Annotated in this window: 16 protein-coding genes; 12 read left to right on the forward strand and 4 right to left on the reverse strand. The window is 37.1% G+C overall.

The window, feature by feature from the left end:
- Positions 1-95: 95 nt before the first annotated feature.
- Together HMPREF1639_RS04535 and HMPREF1639_RS04540 are read right to left on the reverse strand one after the other, a co-directional pair.
- Positions 96-764 carry a threonine/serine exporter family protein gene (locus tag HMPREF1639_RS04535; RefSeq protein ID WP_036763788.1) on the reverse strand — a complete coding sequence of 223 codons (669 nt, stop codon included), beginning with the start codon at positions 762-764 and terminating at the stop codon, positions 96-98.
- Position 765: 1 nt separating this feature from the next.
- Complete coding sequence (locus HMPREF1639_RS04540) at positions 766-1,542, reverse strand: threonine/serine ThrE exporter family protein (protein WP_036763790.1); 777 nt, start codon at positions 1,540-1,542, stop codon at positions 766-768.
- A 221-nt stretch (positions 1,543-1,763) separates the two neighbouring features.
- Between HMPREF1639_RS04540 and HMPREF1639_RS04545 the strand changes: the two genes are divergently transcribed.
- From HMPREF1639_RS04545 to HMPREF1639_RS04570, 6 genes are all read left to right on the forward strand, one after another.
- Positions 1,764-3,233, forward strand: coding sequence for a cell wall-binding repeat-containing protein (locus HMPREF1639_RS04545; protein WP_036763793.1), 1,470 nt, complete (start codon positions 1,764-1,766; stop codon positions 3,231-3,233).
- 294 nt (positions 3,234-3,527) lie between these two features.
- Entirely contained in the window at positions 3,528-4,067 is a 540-nt protein-coding gene (locus HMPREF1639_RS04550; protein WP_036763794.1) for a helix-turn-helix domain-containing protein, read from the forward strand.
- Positions 4,068-4,090: 23 nt separating this feature from the next.
- A complete protein-coding gene (gene potA / locus HMPREF1639_RS04555) occupies positions 4,091-5,134 on the forward strand; it encodes a spermidine/putrescine ABC transporter ATP-binding protein (RefSeq protein WP_036763797.1) in 1,044 nt (347 codons plus the stop codon).
- Position 5,135: 1 nt separating this feature from the next.
- Entirely contained in the window at positions 5,136-6,002 is an 867-nt protein-coding gene (locus tag HMPREF1639_RS04560; protein ID WP_052045420.1) for an ABC transporter permease, read from the forward strand.
- Positions 6,003-6,121: 119 nt separating this feature from the next.
- Positions 6,122-6,808, forward strand: a complete 687-nt coding sequence (locus tag HMPREF1639_RS04565) for an ABC transporter permease (RefSeq protein ID WP_242847277.1) — start codon at positions 6,122-6,124, stop codon at positions 6,806-6,808.
- 17 nt (positions 6,809-6,825) lie between these two features.
- Positions 6,826-7,917: an ABC transporter substrate-binding protein gene (locus HMPREF1639_RS04570; protein ID WP_036763799.1), complete on the forward strand. Its 1,092-nt coding sequence runs from the start codon at positions 6,826-6,828 to the stop codon at positions 7,915-7,917.
- Between the two features lie 185 nt (positions 7,918-8,102).
- On the opposite strand, the gene malQ is transcribed toward HMPREF1639_RS04570, so the two are convergent.
- Both malQ and HMPREF1639_RS04580 read right to left on the reverse strand, forming a co-directional pair.
- On the reverse strand, positions 8,103-9,581 hold the full coding sequence (gene malQ, locus HMPREF1639_RS04575; RefSeq protein ID WP_036763802.1) for a 4-alpha-glucanotransferase: 1,479 nt from the start codon (positions 9,579-9,581) through the stop codon (positions 8,103-8,105).
- A gap of 19 nt (positions 9,582-9,600) precedes the next feature.
- On the reverse strand, positions 9,601-11,532 hold the full coding sequence (locus tag HMPREF1639_RS04580; RefSeq protein WP_036763803.1) for a glycoside hydrolase family 13 protein: 1,932 nt from the start codon (positions 11,530-11,532) through the stop codon (positions 9,601-9,603).
- 384 nt (positions 11,533-11,916) lie between these two features.
- Between HMPREF1639_RS04580 and glgB the strand changes: the two genes are divergently transcribed.
- The 6 genes from glgB to HMPREF1639_RS04610 all read left to right on the forward strand — a co-directional run.
- Positions 11,917-13,782, forward strand: a complete 1,866-nt coding sequence (gene glgB / locus HMPREF1639_RS04585; protein ID WP_036763806.1) for a 1,4-alpha-glucan branching protein GlgB — start codon at positions 11,917-11,919, stop codon at positions 13,780-13,782.
- Positions 13,783-13,806: 24 nt separating this feature from the next.
- Positions 13,807-14,979: a glucose-1-phosphate adenylyltransferase gene (locus tag HMPREF1639_RS04590; protein ID WP_036763808.1), complete on the forward strand. Its 1,173-nt coding sequence runs from the start codon at positions 13,807-13,809 to the stop codon at positions 14,977-14,979.
- Between the two features lie 10 nt (positions 14,980-14,989).
- Positions 14,990-16,096, forward strand: a complete 1,107-nt coding sequence (gene glgD, locus HMPREF1639_RS04595) for a glucose-1-phosphate adenylyltransferase subunit GlgD (RefSeq protein ID WP_084572469.1) — start codon at positions 14,990-14,992, stop codon at positions 16,094-16,096.
- Positions 16,097-16,200: 104 nt separating this feature from the next.
- Positions 16,201-17,625: a glycogen synthase GlgA gene (gene glgA / locus HMPREF1639_RS04600; RefSeq protein WP_036763813.1), complete on the forward strand. Its 1,425-nt coding sequence runs from the start codon at positions 16,201-16,203 to the stop codon at positions 17,623-17,625.
- Positions 17,626-17,752: 127 nt separating this feature from the next.
- Positions 17,753-20,137 (forward strand): glycogen/starch/alpha-glucan phosphorylase, encoded by a 2,385-nt coding sequence (locus HMPREF1639_RS04605; protein WP_036763816.1) that lies wholly within the window; start codon positions 17,753-17,755, stop codon positions 20,135-20,137.
- A gap of 395 nt (positions 20,138-20,532) precedes the next feature.
- Positions 20,533-22,426 (forward strand): Cys-Gln thioester bond-forming surface protein (locus HMPREF1639_RS04610; protein ID WP_242847278.1); only part of this gene is annotated, 1,894 nt, incomplete at its 3' end.

Raw genomic sequence — 22,426 nt, forward strand, 5'->3', positions numbered from 1 at the left:
GCTTTTTTATTACTATCAGTGCCATATAACGTATAAGCATTTTATTTTGAATGCTAGAACTACATTAAAAGAGTTACTGGGTATAATCCTTAACTTTATTCTGACTCTTTTAATGTGTCATCATCCAAAATAATATCTTGAGAACTATTTTTCTCCATCTTTTCCAAGTCCAATTTCTTATATGAGTCAGTATCTATATTCAAGCTATTTAGATGCTCATTTAATTCATCCCTATTAAGCACAAATTTATTTCCAGTCCGGTTCTTACCTAAGTTTACCCAGTCTACGTATTTAGCTGCATCATTCCTTGAAAAGGCCTTTTTTAACTTGTAGAGGTTAAATACCCTTGATAGGGATGCTATTACAAGGATTCCCAAGGCTATACCCATGCTGACGATTACTGCCTTGGTGCCTGTAGAAGCTGCCAGTGTGTATTTCTTAAACATAATTAGGTATACTGTCTGATATAGACCGACACCGGGTACTAGGGGAAGTATACCAGGTATTACAAATAGTATAGCTGGTTGTTTTAACTTTCTTGCTAATATTTCCGAACAAAGTGATATAACAGCTGCTGCTAGAAAGGAATATATCATTGGATTTTCATAGTGGTCAATGCCTATTAGGTACACTACCCATCCAATTGCTCCTACCAAGGCTTCCCACAATAGAAGCTTGGGTTGGACATTGAAAAATATAGCAAAGCCACAGGTTGCAAAGGCTGCAAATAAAAAGTGTTGCCATAGTGGTACTTGAGTTATCATACTATACACCTCCTATTCCTATTACTAGGGCTACACCAGATGCTATAGCTGCCAGTATGATAAATACCTCAAATATTCTGGCTGCACCTGACATCAAACTTCCAGATATTAGGTCTCTCATGCACTTGATAAATGCAACTCCCGGCAATAGGGGCATTATAGATCCTACTATAAGGTATGATGCATCTGGTATCATATTAAACTTGTGAAATATAACTCCACAAATTGTGATAACTGACGATGCTAACATAGTGGCAAACATACTAATTGAACTATACTTAAGCGTCTTATCAAATATAAAAATAGCAAGTATCGATGTAAGAACAGTTAGTATAAAAGTTGACACTTGGTTACCACCGAGCATGGCTGCACAAAATGCAGATCCAATGCCGGTACTAAGCAGGTATATCCATTTTGGATACGTCTTTAACTTATCTATTTCATGTAGCTTATTTATTTCATCTTCTATGTTCGGATCAACAGTATTGACAAATTCTCTAGAAAAAGTATTTAAAAGAGAGACCTTGTGCATGTTTATGCCCCTATTATCTATAGTTTTCATAAAACACAGACCATCGAACTTGTCATCAGATATTATAATTACTGTAGGTGTACTAAAACAGTTAATATGGTTGTAGCCCCTAGATTTACAAATTCTAAGGACGCTATCTTCGACCCTATACGTTTCTGCACCATTTTTTATGAGCAGTTCCCCGAGGAATAAAGCCAATTTGATGGTTTGCATTTTATAGTCCTTGTCTTCAAGTCTATTTTTCAAGTTATTACCTCCTATTCAATTATTTTTTTACGACATAGTTTAGTATAACACAAAAGTGAAAAGATGTACTGTTTTTTGTGATTATTGCTACAAAAGAATAAGCCATACTTTTACTTGAAAATTCTGTATTTTACCTGTTAAAAACAAAAGATTATAATAAATTTTGCATTAATTAAGGAAGATATGTTATCATAAAAATTAAAAGAAGGAGGTAATGAAAAATGAATAGAAGAATATCAATCGTACTTTCTCTATCTATGACTTTAAATGCCTTGGCCTACACAGGTGCCCTAGCTTATGCAGAAGGTAAGCAAGTAGATGACCAAGCAGGATTAGTCGTTGAAGAGCTTATATCAAATGACAATCTAAAGATGGAAGATGTAAGTACTAGTATACCAAAGGCAGGCACAGATAATGTAACAAATCCTGCCATGCAGTTGGAAAATTTGGCTGATGTAAAGGCAAAGATTGAGGCAGATGCCAAGGTTGTAATAGAATTACCAACATCAATAGACCAAGGTCAGAGTATAATAAGTGGTAAGTTGGTAAGGGGTATAGGAGTATCTGTATACAGTTTGACTGATAAGGAATTTTCAGACAAAAAGTTTGTGCCTACAGCAGACGCTCTTATAACCAATTCAAAATACAATGTAAACACTCAGGATGGCAAGTTTAGTCTAGCCTTAAATACAGCTAATCTAAAGCCTGGTAGCCACCTAGCTATATGTATTTACTATTCTTTGAGGCAGGCAGATGGAAAAATAGTCAACAAAAATTACTTTATAAATGCTACATATGGCCAGGCAGGAGCCCCTATTGCTCCACAGCCACAGAAGCCTTCACAGCCAATAGATGAGAGAAGAATCAGTGGAGATGATAGGTTTGCGACAAACCTTGCATCTGTAAGGAAGACTTTTACATCTAGCCAGACAGTAGTTGTTGCTTCTGGAAATAGCTTTGCAGATCCTCTAGCAGCGGGTCCACTAGCTATGAAGTATAGTGCACCTATTATATTCTCTGACAAGGCAGGTCTAAGACCAGATGCAGTCAAGCTAATCAAGGAACTAGGTGCTAAAAATGTGATAATAGTTGGTGGCTTAAATTCAGTTCCGGCCAGTGTAGTAAAGCAGCTAGCAGGACTAAGTGTAAGAAGAATATCAGGTAATGACAGATATGAAACCTCTGCCAAATTGGTCAAGGAGTTCGGTCCATCTAGACACATTATATTCACTGATGGTAGGAAATTTGCAGATGCCCTATCAGCTACACCACTTGCAAAGAAGCTAAGTTCACCTATATTATTGGTAAACGGTATTGATAAGTTACCTAATAATATAAATTCTTACCGCGATACATATATAATTGGAGGAAAGAATTCAGTAGGACTTGATGTAGAAAATAGATTAAAGTCTATAAAGGGCGATAAGTCATATAGGATATATGGTCAAGACAGGGAGGCTACATCATACCAAGTAGCATCAGTATTGAAGTTCAGTGAAAATATCATAGCCAATGGTAATAGTTTCGCAGACGCCTTGAGTGCCGTCAACCTTTTGAATAATGGTGGAAAGAATCTTATCCTAGTTAAGAAGAATTCAATATCAAAGGATAATAAAGAACTTACAGAAAACAAGGCAAACTATATTATAGGTGGCTATAATACGGTGTCAAAAACCATACTTGCTTATTAATGAATAAAGTTTAATAAAAGTAAACTTATGGATAAAATTTATTAAACTTCAAGGGTAAAAAACGAATAAAAATGTTGCAAATCAATGCTTTTTACAATTATCGAAAAAATGATAAAAATTGTAAGAAAGCATTGATTTTTTTTGTGATTTTCTATATAATTGTCTAGTGTTTACTTTTAATAAACTTATAGTTTATTAAAAGTAAAGGTGTAATAGATTTAAGTAAAGGTATAATAGATTTAAGTAAAGGTGTAATAGATTTTTATAGAATAATAATTGAGAATGGAGGATTAGATGGAAATAGGCGACAAGCTAAGACGGTTAAGAACGGAAAAGCAACTGACCCAGGAGGAATTGGCTAACCGTTGTGAATTATCCAAGGGATTTATATCTCAGTTGGAAAATGACCTAACGTCACCGTCAATTGCTACCTTGATAGATATACTAGAAATACTAGGAACAAATTTGAGAGATTTTTTTGCAGATGAGGTCAATGAAAAAATCACATTTACTAAGGATGATATGTTTGAAACGGATGACGAAGAATTGGGTTATCAATTCAAGTGGTTGGTACCAAATTCTCAAAAGTATGACATGGAACCAGTCTTAGTGAATATAGAACCTGGTGGTAGCTACAAGGAAGAAAAACCTCACGAAGGTGAGGAGTTTGGTTTTGTTTTAAAAGGGTCCATATGTTTACACATGGGCCATAAAAAGTACAGGGTCAAGAAGGGTGAGAGTTTTTACTATCAGGCCAGGGAGACTCATTCAATCAGAAATGAAGGTAAAACGCCAGCTAGCCTAATCTGGGTGAGCTGTCCTCCTTCCTTTTAAATATTTGTAAAGGGGTGTATTTATTGAAAAATAAGCTAATTGAGTTGAAGAATATCTCAAAGAAATTTAATGATAATACTATATTGGACAAGTTTAATCTAACTGTCAATGAAAATGAATTTTTGACACTATTAGGACCTAGTGGGTGTGGTAAGACAACACTTTTAAGAATCATAGCAGGCTTTGAATTTGCAGATGAGGGAGATGTGTATTTTGGGGGATACAGGGTTAATAGTGTTCCTGCCTACCAGAGGAATATAAATACAGTTTTCCAAAAATATGCCTTGTTCCCACATATGGATGTATACGAGAATATAGCTTTTGGTTTAAAGATTAAAAAAATAGATCCTATCACAGTTGAAGAAAAGGTGAAGAGTATGCTAGCCCTAGTTTCTCTTCAGGGATTTGAACATAGGAAGATATCTTCTCTATCAGGGGGCCAGCAGCAGAGAGTAGCTATAGCAAGGGCCCTAGTAAATGAACCAAAAGTGCTATTACTAGATGAGCCTCTTGGAGCTCTTGACCTAAAGTTGAGACAGGAAATGCAGATTGAGCTTAAGAAGATACAAAAAAAACTTGGTATCACCTTTATATTTGTAACACATGATCAGGAAGAGGCCTTAAGTATGAGTGATACTATAGTAGTTCTTGACAAGGGTGTAATACAGCAGATTGGTAGTCCTATAGATATATATAATGAGCCAGAAAATGCCTTTGTAGCAAACTTTATAGGTGAGTCCAATATAATTGATGGTATAATGCATGACGATTTTGATGTTGAGTTTTCATCTAGACGTTTTGTATGTGTAGACAAGGGCTTTGAAAAGGATGAAAATGTAGATGTAGTTGTCAGACCTGAGGATATTATTATGACTAGTGCTGAAGAGGGTATGTTGAGAGGTATAGTTAGGTCTTCAGTATTTAAGGGTGTTCACTATGAGCTGGAAGTTGAAGAGAGTGGAAGGCTGTGGCTATTACAGAATACAAAAACCGCTCCTATTGGCAGTGAGTTAGGCATGATTATAAATCCTGAGGATATTCATATCATGCATAAAGGAGATGCATAATATGAAAAAAATTAGGAACAGAGCCAATACGATAGTTGAGCAGAAAGAGACAAGACTAGCATATCCATATGCACTTTGGTCGATACTATTTATAGTAGTACCCTTGGTATTGATAGTTTATTATTCTTTTACCCGCAAGACGGATGATGGCGGAATATTATTTACTTTTGAAAATTATAGGCAGGCATTTGACCCCCTATTTTTAAAGGTATTTATGAGGTCGTTTATACTTGCTGGTATAGCGACGATTTTATGTGTAATTATAGGCTACCCAGTAGCATATATAATATCCAAAGCCAAAATTAGTAGGAGGGATTCCTTAATTTTATTATTCATTTTACCTATGTGGATGAATTTCCTACTTAGAACATATGCCTGGATAGCAATTTTGGGTAAAAATGGTTTATTGAATTCAGTCTTGGGATTTTTTGGTTTTACACCAAATTCTATTCTGTATACGAGTGCAGCAGTCTTACTAGGTATGATATATAACTTCTTGCCTTATATGGTATTACCAATATATACGTCACTTCAAAAGATGGATGAAGACTTGGTAAATGCAGCTAGAGACCTGGGTGCTAATACAATAACAGTTTTTAGGAAGGTCATTTTTCCACTGAGTATACCTGGTGTCATGAGTGGTGTCACAATGGTATTTATGCCATGTGTAACTACATTTGCTATTTCTAGGCTACTGGGAGGTGGCAAGACTATGCTAGTGGGTGATTTGATTGAACAACAGTTTACTACAGTAGGTGACTGGAACTTAGGGTCATCAATATCTATAGTAATGATGGTTATAATATTGATATCTATGGCCTTTATGAACAAGGTAGACAAGGATGAGAGACAAGGAGGTAAGGTATAGTGCAGAGAAGAAATTTAATATCTAAGTTATGCTCGAATATATATTTGGTCTTGGTATTTGTATTTTTGTATGCACCAATATTAACCCTTATAATCTTCTCTTTTAATGATTCTAAGTCTATGGGTGTCATAAATGGTTTTACAATGAAGTGGTATATAGCCCTATTTAAAAATGAGACTATATTAGCAGCCCTTTATTATACTCTTACTATTGCTATTTTGGCGTCAATTATATCTACTATTTTTGGTACCATAACTTCAATAGGCATATACAAGATGAGGGGCAAGGTCAAGGCCGCTATCTTAAATATTAACTATTTACCAGTTTTGAATACAGAGATAGTAACGGGTGTCGCAATAATGAGTTTATTTGCATTTTTTGAGATGAATTTTGGTTTTAAGACTATGTTGCTATCGCATATAATGTTCTGTACACCATATGTAATATTATCAGTTCTACCAAAGCTAAGACAGTTGCCTGATAACGTAGAAGAGGCTGCCCTAGACCTAGGTGCAACACCTTGGCTTGCTATCAGAAAGATAGTTATACCACAAATCAAGCCCGGTATAGTGTCAGGATTTTTGATGGCATTTACAATGTCAATTGATGATTTCATTATATCCTTCTTCAATACAGGAAATGGTGTCAGCAACCTTTCTATAGAGGTTTATGGTATGGCTAGACGTGGTATCAAGCCAGAAATAAACGCCCTATCAAGTCTGATGTTTATAACAGTTTTGATACTTTTGATACTAGCTAATAGGAAGGATTCTATAATTAAGAATTCAGCCTTGGGCAAGGCATAGGTCAGGAGGTATAAGTCATGAGATTATTTGTTAATAAGAATAAGATAAAATTGAGTAAAAGTTTAACCAGACTAATTGCTTTAACGGTGATAATGTCATCAGTTGTAACATTTGCTAGTGGTTGTGCAGCAGGTGGTCAGGACTCTAGAAAGGTACTGAATGTATATAATGTAGGTGACTATATAGATGAGAGTTTGATAAGTCAGTTTGAAGAACAGACTGGAATACAGGTTCAATATTCTACTTATGACACCAATGAAATGATGTATCAGAAGGTCAAGAGTGGTAGCACCAAGTATGACCTAATTTTCCCATCTGACTATATGGTTCAGAAGATGAGCAGAGAAGGTCTATTGAAAAAGATAAATTACAACAATATACCAAATTTTAAGTATATAGATAAGTCTTTTGTGAATCCTATGTACGACCCAACTAATGAATATTCGGTACCATACATGTGGGGTACTCTAGGTATAGTATACAACAAGAAAATGGTAAAAGAAAAAGTAGATTCATGGGATATTTTGTGGGACAAAAAGTATTCTAGAAACCTATTGATGTTTGATTCAGTAAGAGACACAATGGGGATAGCCCTAAAGAAGCTGGGTTATAGCATGAACTCTACAGATAAAGATGAAATAAATGCAGCCAAGGGCATATTGATCAAGCAAAAGCCACTTGTACTTGCCTATGTAAATGATGATGGTAAGGACAGGATGATAGCCGAAGAAGCTGCAATAGGAGTATTCTATTCAGGTGACTTCTCTTTGATGAAGGAAGAAAATGAAAACCTAGAATACGTAATACCAAAAGGTGGAACAAATAAGTGGACGGATGCCATCTGCATACCACAGACAGCAGACAATGAAGACTGGGCAGAAGCCTTTATAAATTTCCTATGTGACCCCAAGGTAAACGCTCAAAATACAGAGTATATAGGATATTCAACACCTATTAGCGAAGGTAGGAAACTACTAGCAGATGAGTTGAAAAATAATAAAGCTATGTATCCAGACCAGGATATACTAGATAAATCTGAAGCGTTTTTAGATATCCAGGCAAATATAAAGGAATATGATAAAGCCTGGATTGAACTAAAGAGTTATTAGGTTTTGGTATAGTTTAAGGTTTATGGATTGAAAATGTAAATATTACTTTAATGTAAAAGTAAGCAATCAAGGGAGCATAGACATTCATTTACCTGTGTCTAGAATGTCAAGCTCCCTTGCTTGCTTGTAAAATGAAAATATTAAATTTTGCCAACCATGCTCGCCGTATTTTCCTCATTTAAAAACTATCTATTTTTATATCTACCGTACAAACCAGTAAGATGGCTAATATAGCCTTCCAATTCTCTATTGAACATTTCATGAGGCAAGATCCTAAATACCCAGTTTCCTTCGTCTATTCCTGGTGTATTGATCCTTGACCATCCTTCGAAGTCATACCAATCTTGTAGTGGTATGATTGCCATGTCTGAGTTTGACATCATGACAGCTCTTATTAGGCTTTCTGTATATCTTTCATAGGCTGACATTCTTAGGTAGGCTTCGGCGTAGGCAAATTCACTTGGGTTACAAGTTTTTAGCCATTCAGCTAGGCTGGTATTGTCGTGGGTACCAGTGTAGGCTACAGAATTTTTAGGGTTATTGTGTGGCAGGTTGAGGTTGTTGGCATCTGAACTAAATCCAAACTGGATTATCTTCATACCAGGAAAGCCTGTGTACTCTAGTAGGTCACGTACTTCATCTGTGATTATACCAAGGTCTTCTGCTACGATTTTAGCATTTTTAATTTCTTTGTTTACCTGGTCAAATAATTCTTTACCTGGTGCCTTTACCCATTGACCGTTTATGGCATCCTTGGTGATAGGGTCTATGCAGTAGAAGCTTTCAAGGCCCCTAAAGTGGTCAATCCTAACTATATCATATAGTTCAAGTGATTTTTTGATTCTCTTTATCCACCAGTCAAAGTCGTGGTCTTTTAGGTAGTCCCAATCGTATAGTGGGTTACCCCATACCTGGCCAGTCGCAGAGAATTCATCTGGTGGAACTCCAGATATTTTGTTGGGTTCACCCTTTTCATCAGTAAGGAACATATCTCTATTGTAGTAGAAGTCTGAACTATCACGTGAAACGTAGATAGGCATATCTCCAAATATTTCTATACCACGGTCGTTGGCATATTTTTTTAGTTTGGCCCATTGGTCAAAGAATAAATACTGTAGGAAGCAATGGAAGTCTATTGTATCCTGGTTTGCTTCATTTCTAGGATTAGGCCATTCCCAATAAGGTTTTTCTCCATTAGCCTCTTTGATTGCCATGTACATTGCAAAGTCATCAAGCCAGAAGGCATTTTCTTTTTTGAAATCCTTGTAGGCCTGGTCATTTGCTGGATTGAAGTTTTTATAGGCCTCTCTGAAATATATCATCTTTAGGGCTCTAGCCTTGCCGTAGTCAGCATATCTAGGGTCAGCCTGGTAGGGTGACTGGTCTATGGTATTTATAAAGTTCCAGTCTAGGAGACCTTTTTCAACAAGTAGGTCTATGTCTATCAGGTCGTAGTTACCTGAAAAGGCACAAGTAGACTTGTATGGTGAGTAGTCTTCGTCCTGGGTTGTGGCTGTGATAGGCAGGATCTGCCATACTGATTGGCCAGTTCTAGCCAATAGGTCTACGAATTCATAGGCCGTCTGACCTAGACTTCCAACTCCGAACCTACTAGGCAGGGAGAATATAGGCAGGAGTATACCTGCTTTTCTAGTGTTTGTCATATGATTACCTCTTTCTATATTATTTTATTTTAATTGCCGTAAATGAGTTTGGTCCAACTACTAGACCGTATTCTGTAGGGTAAGTCTCTTTGTTGCCAAAGATTTTTTCTCCACCAATAATTTCCTCTACAAGGGCAGGTCTGTCATCAAGATTGATTAGGCAGGCTATATCATTCCTGTAGTAGCAGATTAGATTTTCCCTTGCAAGGCTAAATTCAAATCCACTTCTAAAGTACGCCCTGTATTTTGACCTAAATTCAGTCAAGGCCTTGTAGTGGTCGTATATATCTTCATTTCTATCGTCTTCTACAAAGCAACACCTGTTGAAGGGGTCAGAGAAGCCTTCCATGCCATTTTCATCGCCATAGTATAGGGATGGTATGCCTGGTAGGGTAAACTGGATAAATGATGCGATTTTTTCTAGTTCTATGGCCTTTTGGTATAGGTCTGCTGGCAACTTGTAGTCAAGCTTGTCCTCATGCCTAAAATTGTCCACATCCAGAACTAGGCAGTTGGTAATCCTAGCCGTATCATGGCTAGATAGGAGGTTCATCAAGGTGTCCAGGGCTGGCCCGGGATAGTTAGAGACTAGGTCCATTATCCTGTTTTTAAAGAGCTTGGTATCCCTTCCCTTCAAAAGGTCTATAATTGCAGTCCTCCATGGGTAGTTCATGACTGAGTCCAACTGGTCTCCCAGTAGATAACGTCTCCTGCCACCATAGGAAAACTTGTTTGTAGCATCTTCCCATACTTCACCTATGATAAGGGCGTCTGGGTCACTGGCCTTTATTGACTCTCTCAACCTATCTATAAATACGTCAGGTAGTTCGTCTGCTACGTCCAATCTCCAACCACTGGCTCCAAGATCTTGCCAGTATTTAAGGACACCGTCGTCTTGGTTACATATATAGTTGGTGTAGTCTTCATTTTCCTTAATTAGCTCAGGCAGGTTGTCAAAGCCCCACCAAGAGGCATAGGTATTTGGATAGTCAATGAAGTTGAACCAGGGATAGTAGCTAGATTCCCTTGACTGGTAGGCTCCAAGGCTAGGATATCTACCATACTTGTTGAAGTAGATACTATCTGAGCCTGTATGACTAAATACACCATCTAAAATTACGGATATGCCGGACTTTTTTAGGTCCTGACAGAGGTCTTTGAAGCTATCTATACTACCCAAATAAGGGTCTACATTTTTGTAGTCAGCAGTAGAGTATCTGTGGTTTTCCGAACTCTCAACAATGGGGTTTAGGTAAAGAAGGTCTACATTTAGGGTCTCTAGATAGGACCTACTCTCCCTGATGCCATCAAGGTTACCCATAAAGAAGTCTTTGGCTGAATAGTTAGTCGTATCTAGACCTGATTGAGGACGTCCTCCCCAGTCATTTCTCCTGGTCCTTTCTTCTTCATTGACAGCCCTAGGAGCAGTGTATGAGTCGCTCCTCTTGAACCTATCTGGGAATATCTGGTAGATAATACCACCCTTAATCCAGTCGGGAGTAGAGAAGTCTGCATCGTATACAGTCAGCTGCCAAGAGACAAGGTCATCAGTAATCTCTGGCTCATAGTTGATTCTAGATATATTTTGGCTACTGCCATCATGATAGTTTATCTGAAAATAGTAGAAGTAGAGACCTGTATCCAAGGGGGATAGGTCTGCAAAATATTTTTTGTACCCCTCATAATCGTCAACCTTATCGAAAGTCGTATTTTCAGATTTTAATTCTATTTCATAATTTGAATTTTGTGTAGAATCGCTTGGATATACTTCATCCAGGCTCATAGAAATCCTATTTAGTTGGTCTGAAGACCTATCATTGAAGTATACTAGGTCCAGTGATTGACAATCCACCGATTCGTGAAGGTATAGACTTATCCTACACCTTTCATTATTTTTCACACCACCTAGTGGTTTTTTATGTTCTTCTTGCCTATATATTACTTTTTTCATATCATCCTCTTTAAATTGTATTTTTAATTATTCTTAAATATTTTACCCAATATATCAATATAAATAAAGTGACATTAAAAATTATTTTAAAATCCTTTTTCAATAAGTTGATTTTAGGGTATACATTTTTATAATATATTATATACCAAAAATGGGCTATTTTTATGAAAAAATTTAATTTATTTACCATAATGTTCTAGCCATTAGAAAAAACGATTTTCTTTAAAGTAAAGCGATTTCAGGAAAAAATTTAATTTAATTTTGTGAAAATTTGTATTTATTTATGGTATGATATATATAATTATATCAAAAAATAAATGAATATAATAAATCAATACAATAAATCAATACAATAAATATCATATGTGATGAGGTGATAAGAGCATGAAAAAAGACCATAAAAACGACCTGGCCAAGTATCTCTTCCATGAAGGGACTAATTATAGGGCCTTTGAATACATGGGTTCTTTTCTAGATGGCAATGAGTGCACATTTAGAGTGTGGGCTCCAGGGGCCAAGGAAGTATATATAACGGGAGAATTTTGTGACTGGGAGCCATTTATTTACCCGGCTGACAAGGTTACAGAATCAGGCATATACGAATGCCGTATAAAAGATATAAAACAGTTTGATGCCTACAAGTATGTGTTTGTAACTCAAGATGGTAGGACTCTTTTCAAGTCTGACCCATATGCAAGGCACTATGAGACTAGGCCAAACACTTCATCAAAGGTCTATAAATTTGATGACTATGAGTGGGGTGACCAGGCTTGGATGAAGTCTAGAAAGCTACCAAACAAGGCCCCTATGAATATATATGAATTGCACCTAGGGACTTGGAAGACTAGGGAAAACGGAGACTACTACAGCTATCGAGAATACGCTGATTATTTACTTGCCTATCTAAAGGGTATGAAGTATACCCATGTTGAGCTCCTACCTTTGATGGAGCACCCATATGACAAGTCTTGGGGCTATCAGGTTACAGGCTATTTTGCGCCGACATCAAGGTACGGACTTCCAGAAGACCTGATGTACTTGGTAGACCTTCTTCACCAGAACAATATAGGTATAATACTGGATTGGGTACCGGGACATTTTCCAAAGGACGAGTCAGGCCTATGTGAGTTTGACGGTTCCTATGCCTATGAGTATTCAGACCCACTAAAGATGGAACACAAGGAATGGGGGACTAGGGTATTTGACTATGGTAGGAATGAGGTAAATTCATTCTTGATATCAAATGCAGTCTACTGGCTAGATAAGTTCCATATAGACGGCTTGAGGGTAGATGCAGTTTCTTCCATGATATATCTTGATTACTTTAGGCAGGATGGTCAGTGGAGGCCTAATATCTATGGTGGAAACGAAAACCTAGAGGCCCTAGATTTTATGAAAAAGTTAAACAAGCATATCCATGAGGAATTTCCGGGAGTAATGATGATAGCAGAAGAGTCTACAGCCTGGCCAAAGGTTAGCCATCCAGTAGAAGATGGGGGTCTAGGTTTTGACTTCAAATGGAATATGGGATGGATGAATGATTCACTCAAGTATCTAGAATCAGACCCATATTTTAGGTCTGGAATTCACAATTGTATGACATTTTCTATGACCTATGCCTTTAGTGAGAATTATGTCTTGCCACTATCTCATGACGAGGTAGTCCATGGCAAGAAGTCAATACTTGAAAAGGCAAATGTAGCCTACGAGGACAAGTTTAGGAGTTTGAGGGCATTTTTAGCCTATATGTATGCTCATCCGGGCAAAAAGTTGACATTTATGGGCATAGATATTGCCCAAGTGATAGAGTGGAGCGATGAAAAGGAGTTAGATTGGATGCTACTTGAATATCCTCTTCATGCGAGTCATCACAGGTTTGTCAAAGAGCTAAATGCAGTCTACGCCAAGAACAAGCAATTATGGGAATTGGATACGAATTGGGAAGGTTTTAAGTGGAATACAGTAGATGACTATACAAATAATGTATTTGCCTTTACTAGGTATGATGCAGATGGTAATGAAATGTTGGTTATCAGTAATTTCTCATCACAAAAATTGAAAAAGTATAAAATTGGAGTCAGCTCCGATAAAAAATATAAGATACTGATGAATACAGATGCTAAAAAATATGGTGGCGATGGTCTACTAAATAGGAATATTCATTCAGTAGAGTCTGAGTTTAATGGTTTTGACTACTATATAGAGGTCAATATAGGATCTTTTAGTAGTATGTATTTGGTAGAAAAATAAGAAATATGTTAGAGAGGTAATGCTATGAGTTTAAAAAAAGAAATAGTTGCAATGCTATTGGCAGGTGGTCAGGGAACTAGGCTAAGGGCCTTGACAAAGAATATGGCCAAGCCAGCAGTTCCATTTGGTGGTAAGTATAGGATAATAGACTTTCCTTTGTCAAATTGTGTGAATTCAGGTATATCTACAGTAGGAGTACTAACTCAATTTATGCCGCTAGAGTTAAATTCCTATATAGGTAATGGTGCGCCATGGGACCTAGATAGGATGGACGGAGGTCTGTCAATCTTGCCTCCATACACAGGTGGAGAAACAGGTGACTGGTACAAGGGTACATCAAATGCTATCTACCAGAACATGAAGTATATAGAGCAGTATGACCCTGAATACGTATTGATTTTATCAGGTGACCATATATACAAGATGAACTACAACGAAATGTTGAAATTCCACAAGTCTAAGGGGGCAGACCTAACTGTTGCCCATATAGACGTACCTATTGAAGAGGCTAGCAGGTTTGGTATATTAAATACTATGTCAGACCTATCAGTTAGCGAATTTGTAGAAAAACCAGAAAAGCCAATCTCTACAAAGGCATCTATGGGTATATATATCTTCAACTGGTCAGAGTTAAAGGTATACCTAGAAAAGTGTGAAAAGGCTCAGGATACTAGCTATGACTTTGGTAAGGATGTAATACCAATGATGCTAGAAGATGGCAAAAAGATATTTGCCTACCCATTCAAGGGATATTGGAAGGACGTAGGAACGATTGAAAGCTTGTGGCAGGCAAATATGGACCTACTAAACAATGCAGACAACTTTTATATCTATGACCCACTATGGAGAATATATTGCAGACATTACGAGTCAATGGCCCAGTATATTGGACCAAAGGCCAAATTGTCTAATTCAATGATATCAGAGGGTAGTACAGTCAAGGGTTCTGTCAAGGAATCAGTCATATCATCAGGTGTCTACATTAATGAAGGTGCAGAGGTAGTGAACAGTGTAATAATGAAAAATGCAACTATAGGCAAGAATGCCAAGGTCTACAATTCTATAGTAGCAGAGGACGCAGTTATTGGGGAAAATGCCCTAGTAGGTCACGAAAAGATAGAGGTTGGTCAGGATATGATTACAGTTGTAGCCAACAAGGATGTAGTTGCTTCCAACAAGACATTTAAGAAGATGTAGGAGGGATATGATGAACGGATTTTGTTTAATATTTGCAGATAATTATAAAAATTACGATATAGAAGGTTTTATAAAGAATAGGTCACTAGCTTCCCTACCTGTAGCTTGCAGGTATAGGGTTGTAGATTTCATACTGTCTTCGCTTGTAAAGGCTGATGTGGCTGATATAGGTATTTTGACTACTAACAATTACAATTCCTTGATGGACCATGTAGGTTGGGGCAAGGACTGGAACCTAAATAGAAAAAATGGTGGTCTAAAGATAATACCACCTCTAGCAATATCAGATACTGGTTTGGCCAGAAATAAGTTTGAGGCCTTGAGCAATGCCAGTCAGTATATGGAAGGTAGGCTACAGGACTACTGTATATTAGCAGATTCAAATATAATCTGTAACATTGACTACGAAGACTTGCTTAAATATCACGAAGAAAACAATGCGGATATCACAGTTACAGTAGTAAAGAGAAAACCTCAAAATGATGAAATCGAGATGATTCTTGACAATAAGAACAGGGCTTATGACTCCCTATACCACAAGAATGGGGCGGACTACGAGTGCAATACCCTATTAAAGGTGACAATAATGCACAAGGACCTATTAAAGGATATTATAAAGAAGGGAACTACCCTAGGTTGGGAGGATGTGGTGAGAGACTATATTTCAAAGAACTTCAATAGGTTGAATGTATATGCCTATGAGGTGAAGGGATATTGCAGGGTTATAAATAGTCTAGAGAGCTACTATGACTTCCATATGGATCTACTGGATGAAAATATTAGCAAGGAATTATTCCTATCAGGTACAGAGATACTTACAAGAGTAAGAGACAGTGTGCCTACTAGCTACGGTGAAAAGTCTAGTGTATCAAATTCTATATTTGCCGACGGTTGCCATATAAACGGTAAGGTAGAAAATTCGGTAATATTCAGAGATGTGACAATTGAGGAGGGTGCTGAAGTTAAAAACTGTATCATTATGTCTAGTACAAAAATCAAGGCAGGAGCCAAGTTAGACTATGTAATCACCGATAAAGAGGTCGTTATTACAGAAGGTAAAGAATTGAAGGGAGATAGGAACTGTCAGTTCATAGTTCCTAAGAAAAAGAATATATAGGATTTAGTAGATGTTCCCAGTAGCTTATCGATCGAGGGGCACTATGTGAATTATTAAGGAAATCACATAGAATCTAAAAATATATATAGAAAGAGGTGTTGTGAGTGAAAGTTTTATTCGTTGCGGCAGAGGCATCTCCATTTATAAAGGTTGGTGGACTGGGGGATGTAATAGGTAGTCTTCCTGCAGCCCTAAATAAAAAAGGAGTCGATGCAAGGGTGGTTTTACCACTATATTCAGCCATAGACAGAAATAAATATAATATTAGTTTTGTCAAGTATATATATGTGTCACTTGGATGGAAACAGATATACTGTGGTATCTTCGAGTCAGAATACAAGGGTATCAAGTTCTACTTTATAGATAATGAACAGTATTTCAGTAGGTACCATACATATGGTGAGCCTGATGATGGAGAGAGGTTTGCCTTTTTCTCCAAGGCAGCTGTAGAGATTATGCCTCATATAGATTTCAAGGCAGATCTTATCAACGCCAATGACTGGCATGCAGCTCTATCAGTGGTATACCTTGACCAGTACAGAAGAGATGGTTATGACTTCTATAAGAATATGAAGAGCGTAATATCGATTCATAATGTAGAGTTTCAGGGTAAATTTAACCCTTACCTATTAGGCAGTTTATTTGGTCTTGGCAATGAGTACCTAGGAGCCTTGAAGTTTGACAATGATATTAACCTGTTAAAGGGAGCAATTCAATTGGCAGACAGGGTAAATACTGTAAGTGAAAACTATGCAAATGAGCTATTAGACCCATATTTTGCCTTTGGACTTAGTCCGATTCTTTCAAACGAAAGGGGCAAGCTAAGGGGAATAGTAAATGGTATAGACTATGAAAAGTTTGACCCTGCTAGTGATGTAAATATAAGTCAAGAGTTCTCACTAGATAGCCTAGACCAGAAGATTAAAAATAAGCTAGCCTTCCAGAAAGAGATGGCCCTAGAGGTTAGCCAAGACATACCTATGGTGGGCATGGTAACCAGGTTGACAGGTCAAAAGGGTATAGATCTAGTCGTGGATGCTGCTGAGCATATAATGAATATGGGAGCCCAGTTGGTAATCCTAGGTACAGGTGACCCATACTTTGAGGACCAGTTGAGGAACTTGGAAAATAAGAGACATGACAAGATGAGGTCTATCATCATGTTTTCCAATGAAATTTCATCCAAGATATATGCCAGCTCAGATATATTCCTAATGCCATCTAAATCAGAGCCATGTGGCTTGTCACAGTTGATTGCCATGAGGTATGGCAGTGTACCCGTAGTAAACAGGGTAGGTGGTCTAAGAGATACGGTTGAGCCATTTGACCCAACTAGGATGACTGGCTATGGATTTACATTTGAGAGCTACAATATGTACGATATGCTAGATGCCGTCAAGAGGGCCCTAGATGTATATAATCTGGACCAGCCAACTTGGAAGCATATAATGAAAAATGCCATGGGACATGATATGACATGGGACCAATCGGCTAAAAAGTATATTGAAATGTATCAGGAAATATTATAGAATATAGAATTAACAAGTCGAATATCGGCGTCTAGTTTGGTTGATACTTGGTAAGGTAGGTGGGCTAGACAGGAAAAAGTAATATAGGGTAAAAATTTAAAACAAAAGGTAATAGAGGAGTAATGCGATGAATCATATGACAAAAGATATTGAACAGTATCTACAGACGAAGTTTGGTAACTCTCTAGGAGAATCTAACGAAAGACAGCTGTATCAGGCCTTGATGGCAGAAACTAGAAACAGATTATCTAAGAAGAGGTATGACTACACTAAGAAGCTAAAAGAAAGTGGCCAGAAGCAGGCTTACTATATGTCAATGGAATTTTTGGTAGGAAGGACATTGAGAAACAATCTTTTTAATCTTGGTATAGAAGGAGAAGTAAGAAGCTTCCTAGCAGAAAAGAACTTTGACCTAGATAGGATATATGACATGGAGCCAGATCCAGGTCTGGGAAATGGTGGCCTAGGTAGACTAGCATCATGCTATCTTGATGCCTTGACTAGCAATGACTATCCTGTGACAGGATTTTCAATATTATATGAATTTGGTATATTTAAACAGGTGATAGCAAATGGATGGCAGCAGGAATACCCAGACAACTGGTTAGGTATGGGTCAGTATGGTCTAGTTCATAGGAGCGATGAAGAAATAGAAGTAAGGTTCTATGGTAAGACTAAGGAACACTGGACGAATGAAGGTTTAAAAGTTAGCTATGAGGATTATACATCAATAATAGCTGAGCCATATGACCTAATGATATCAGGCTACAAGAGCGAAGCCGTAAATGTATTGAGACTATGGAAGTCCAAGGCCAATGCTGGTTTTGATATGAAGCTATTCGAAAGAGGAGAATATGCTAGGTCATCTGAATCCGAGGCCATAGCTGAATCTATTTCAAAGCTACTATATCCTGCTGACGACAACGACAAGGGTAAGGCCCTAAGAATCAAGCAGCAGTACTTCTTTACTAGCGCATCGCTCCAGCAGATAGTGAAAAACCACTACAAGGAATACGGAACTCTTGACAACCTAGCAGACAAGGCTGCAATCCACATTAATGATACTCACCCATCAATGTGTATACCTGAATTGATGAGAATATTGATGGATGACTATGACTACAGCTGGGAAAAGGCATGGGATATCACAACTAAGGTATTTGCCTACACTAACCATACAATAATGGCAGAAGCCCTAGAAAAATGGTCTGTAGACCTATTTGCACCAATACTGCCAAGAATATATACAATTATAAGGGAAATTAACAATAGGTTCTGCCAGTACTGCAACGAAATAGGGGCGGCATCTGACCTAGAATCTATGTCAATAATCCATAATAACATGATAAGGATGGCAAATCTTTGTATAGTAGGTAGCTACAATGTAAATGGTGTATCAGGCCTACACACAGATATCCTAAAAGCTGATACATTTGAATCATTTAACAGGATTTACCCAGGTAAGTTCAACAATGTAACAAATGGTATAGCCCATAGAAGATGGTTAGGCCAGGCCAACCCAGAGTTGACAGGCTACCTAAATGGTCTACTAGGTGGAGATTTCATCAAGGACCTATCAAATATAGAAGAATTGTTAAAGTATGCTGATGACAAGACAGTTCTAGCAGATTTAGAAAAGATAAAGCGCACAAAGAAGGAACAGTTGGCTAAGTACATCAAGGATGCTAACGGAATTAATGTAGATATAGATTCAATATTTGATGTACAGGTAAAAAGACTACATGAATACAAGAGACAGCTATTAAATGCCCTACATATAGTTTACCTATATAGACAGATCAAGTTCAATGGCCTAAAACCTAGACCAAGAACATTTATATTTGCAGCCAAGGCCTCATCAGGTTATGTAATGGCCAAGAATATAATCAAGTTTATCTGTACCCTATCTGAGATGATAGAGTCAGATCCAGAGGTAAGAGACTATATCAAGGTAGTATTCCTAGAAGACTACAGGGTAACTCTAGCTGAAATAATCATACCAGGAGCCAATGTCAGTGAACAGATATCACAGGCAGGTAAGGAAGCATCTGGTACAGGTAACATGAAGCTAATGCTAAATGGTGCCCTAACACTAGGTACTCTTGACGGAGCCAATGTAGAAATCCATGATGCAGTGGGAGATGAAAATATGTTCCTATTTGGGCTAAAGACTCCAGAGGTAAATGACCTATATGCCAAGGGATATAGGCCAAGAGACTACTATGAAAATGTACCAGCGATAAGGGAAACACTAGACTTTATGAGGACTATAAACATAGATGGTACAGGCTTTGGAAATATTGTTGACTACCTAATCAACCATGATCCATATATGTGCCTAGCAGATTTCGAAAGCTATGTAAACAAGCAGGCTGAAGTTGCAGAGGCATATGGAGACAAGGATAGGTGGAACAAGATGTCATTGGTAAATATTGCCAAGGCTGGAATATTCTCAGCAGATAGAGCTACTCAGGAATATACTGATGGTATCTGGCATATAGACAGAGTATAAAGACAGGTTGTATGATATATAGCCTTGTGATGCGACCTCAAAAAGTTAGACTTTATTAGCGAGACGGCTTCGGCTGACTCGCTATTTTTTAGGGTATGACGGGCATATTTTCAGTCTGTGGTGAAAGTCCACGTAGGGCCTAGTTGCCGACGAACCTCATAGCAACTTGCAAGGTTATCACTGTGAGTTGATGGCGAGAAGAAGCAATAGCCATAGTAGTGAAAAAAATTGACTGAAATGATTGAAAAAAGAATGAATTAATGGTATATTGTTATTAATAAGACAAAATGATAAAAATAATTTCAATGGGAAAGGGAAGGAGAAGGAAAATGAAGAAAAAATTACTCACGTTATTTATAGCAATTGCTACTATACTGTAAGCAATTCCTATAAATATTGCGTCAGGGCAAACGGTAAATGGAGATTATGGTGTTGTAGGTGCCTATAAAGCATATTCCTATAATGAGAAGCTTTATGAAAAACATGGAGACGAAGTAGGGGTAGCTAATGACGTAATCTATATCAAGAAAAATAATGACAATGATTCTACTAAAAGAGGAGTGCCTGCTTATTGCTTTAATGCGACAAAATCTATAGTAGATGTATACGGAGGTATTAATGATATACCTGATTTTGCTAATCTAGATGATCCAATGCCAACTTATACTAAGATAAATGGCGGTGTGGGAACTACATTTATTGATTTGGCGGTTAATGAAAGAATAGCTGACAATACTGCTTTAAAAAATGCGGTGTTAAAGGTTATCTATAATGGTTATAGAGAAAATTATGGCAATAGAGTTGAGGAAATAAAAAATGCATATAAGAGAACCTATAATGAAGACATTTCAAATGTAGAAGTATATGCTGCGACTCAAAAAGCCATTTGGTATTATACTGACAGAGTAGATGAATTTAAATCAGATGATAAGCGTATAGGGACGCAAATTACAACAAAAGTTTTAAGAGTGTATAGGTTCTTAATTGGAAAAAGCGATCATGGATTGGGTTTAAATTTAAGAGATTATACAGGTGATGGAACTTTAGATTTATACATGCCAGACAGAGGACCAAAGGATGGCAAATTACTATATCAGAATCTGCTAGGAACAGAAATTGTAGGTAAAAATGATACTACTGTAAAAAAACATGATATTACTGTGAAAAAAGTTGATGAAGATGGAAACAGTAAACTTGCAGGTGCAACTTTACAATTAAAATCAGGGGAGAATATAATTTATAAATGGAAGACTGATACAGATAAAAATAATGAATCAAGTAATCCAAGAATATTCCACCTTCAAGCAGGTGAGTATGAATTATCTGAAATAGCTGCTCCAGAAGGATACAAAAAGGCAGATCCGATTACATTTACTGTTGATGGCCAAGGTAAAGTAAATGGTAAAACAGAAATCGTGATGACAAATACAAAAATTCCTGTAATGTCTGTAGACGTATCAAAAACATGGAATGATGAGAACGACAGACCGATAAGCGAAAATGATAAGGAATTTTTAACAGTAAAAGTTAAATTAAAAGCTGATGGACAAGATGCTAAGGATGCATCTGGCAATGAAGTTACTCCAATACTTTTGAAAAAAGGTGCTTGGAATGGTGAATTTAAAAACCTTCCAATATACCATCCTGGAAAAGAAGATATAGCAACTGAAAAGATAAACTATACAGTTGAAGAGTTAGAAATTCCAACTGAATTTAAGAGAGTAGCTGGACAGAATGATACGGTTACTGGTGATAAGAATGGTGATACAAAGTCAATTGCTTTGATAAATAAGAAAACAAAGACACCAGAAAAACCAGAAGTTAAAAGTGAAGCTGGAGTTAACAGAATACAAGTTAATAAAACTTGGTCAGATAGAACTAAAAAATCAAATAAAGACGTATACTTTGAACTTTGGAAAGAAGTAGAAGGTAAGCAATCAAAAGTTACAAAAGAAGACTTCCCTGAAGACAGGTGTAATATAGTCAATCCACAAAAATTAGTAAATGGTCAAAGTGTTACTTGGAGGAATTTATTTGTTAAAGAAGAATTCCAAAACAAGAATTTTAAATTCTTAGTTAAAGAAGTTGATTCAAAAGGTAACGCATGGGAAGATGAAGAAAATGGCTATCCAGCTAATGACACTGTCTATGATGGAGTAGTACAACTTACTGGTATAGCAAAGCTATTTGAAGTTACTAATAACTATAAAGAACCAACACCTAAGACAACAACAGTTAAGTTCTCAAAGCAGGACATTGCAGGAAAAGAACTAGCAGGAGCAACAATCA

The sequence above is a fragment of the Peptostreptococcus sp. MV1 genome, from assembly GCF_000758885.1.
In the GTDB taxonomy this organism is placed as follows: Bacteria; Bacillota; Clostridia; order Peptostreptococcales; family Peptostreptococcaceae; genus Peptostreptococcus.

What these genes read in the sequence shown, in the direction of transcription:
- HMPREF1639_RS04565 (WP_242847277.1), top strand. Translation starts at nt 6,122, where the DNA reads ATGGGTGTCATAAATGGTTTTACAATGAAGTGGTATATAGCCCTATTT.
- HMPREF1639_RS04535 (WP_036763788.1), bottom strand. Translation starts at nt 764, where the DNA reads ATGATAACTCAAGTACCACTATGGCAACACTTTTTATTTGCAGCCTTT.
- malQ (WP_036763802.1), bottom strand. Translation starts at nt 9,581, where the DNA reads ATGACAAACACTAGAAAAGCAGGTATACTCCTGCCTATATTCTCCCTG.
- HMPREF1639_RS04605 (WP_036763816.1), top strand. Translation starts at nt 17,753, where the DNA reads ATGAATCATATGACAAAAGATATTGAACAGTATCTACAGACGAAGTTT.
- HMPREF1639_RS04545 (WP_036763793.1), top strand. Translation starts at nt 1,764, where the DNA reads ATGAATAGAAGAATATCAATCGTACTTTCTCTATCTATGACTTTAAAT.
- HMPREF1639_RS04570 (WP_036763799.1), top strand. Translation starts at nt 6,826, where the DNA reads ATGAGATTATTTGTTAATAAGAATAAGATAAAATTGAGTAAAAGTTTA.
- HMPREF1639_RS04550 (WP_036763794.1), top strand. Translation starts at nt 3,528, where the DNA reads ATGGAAATAGGCGACAAGCTAAGACGGTTAAGAACGGAAAAGCAACTG.
- HMPREF1639_RS04560 (WP_052045420.1), top strand. Translation starts at nt 5,136, where the DNA reads ATGAAAAAAATTAGGAACAGAGCCAATACGATAGTTGAGCAGAAAGAG.
- glgB (WP_036763806.1), top strand. Translation starts at nt 11,917, where the DNA reads ATGAAAAAAGACCATAAAAACGACCTGGCCAAGTATCTCTTCCATGAA.
- HMPREF1639_RS04590 (WP_036763808.1), top strand. Translation starts at nt 13,807, where the DNA reads ATGAGTTTAAAAAAAGAAATAGTTGCAATGCTATTGGCAGGTGGTCAG.
- glgD (WP_084572469.1), top strand. Translation starts at nt 14,990, where the DNA reads ATGAACGGATTTTGTTTAATATTTGCAGATAATTATAAAAATTACGAT.
- HMPREF1639_RS04580 (WP_036763803.1), bottom strand. Translation starts at nt 11,532, where the DNA reads ATGAAAAAAGTAATATATAGGCAAGAAGAACATAAAAAACCACTAGGT.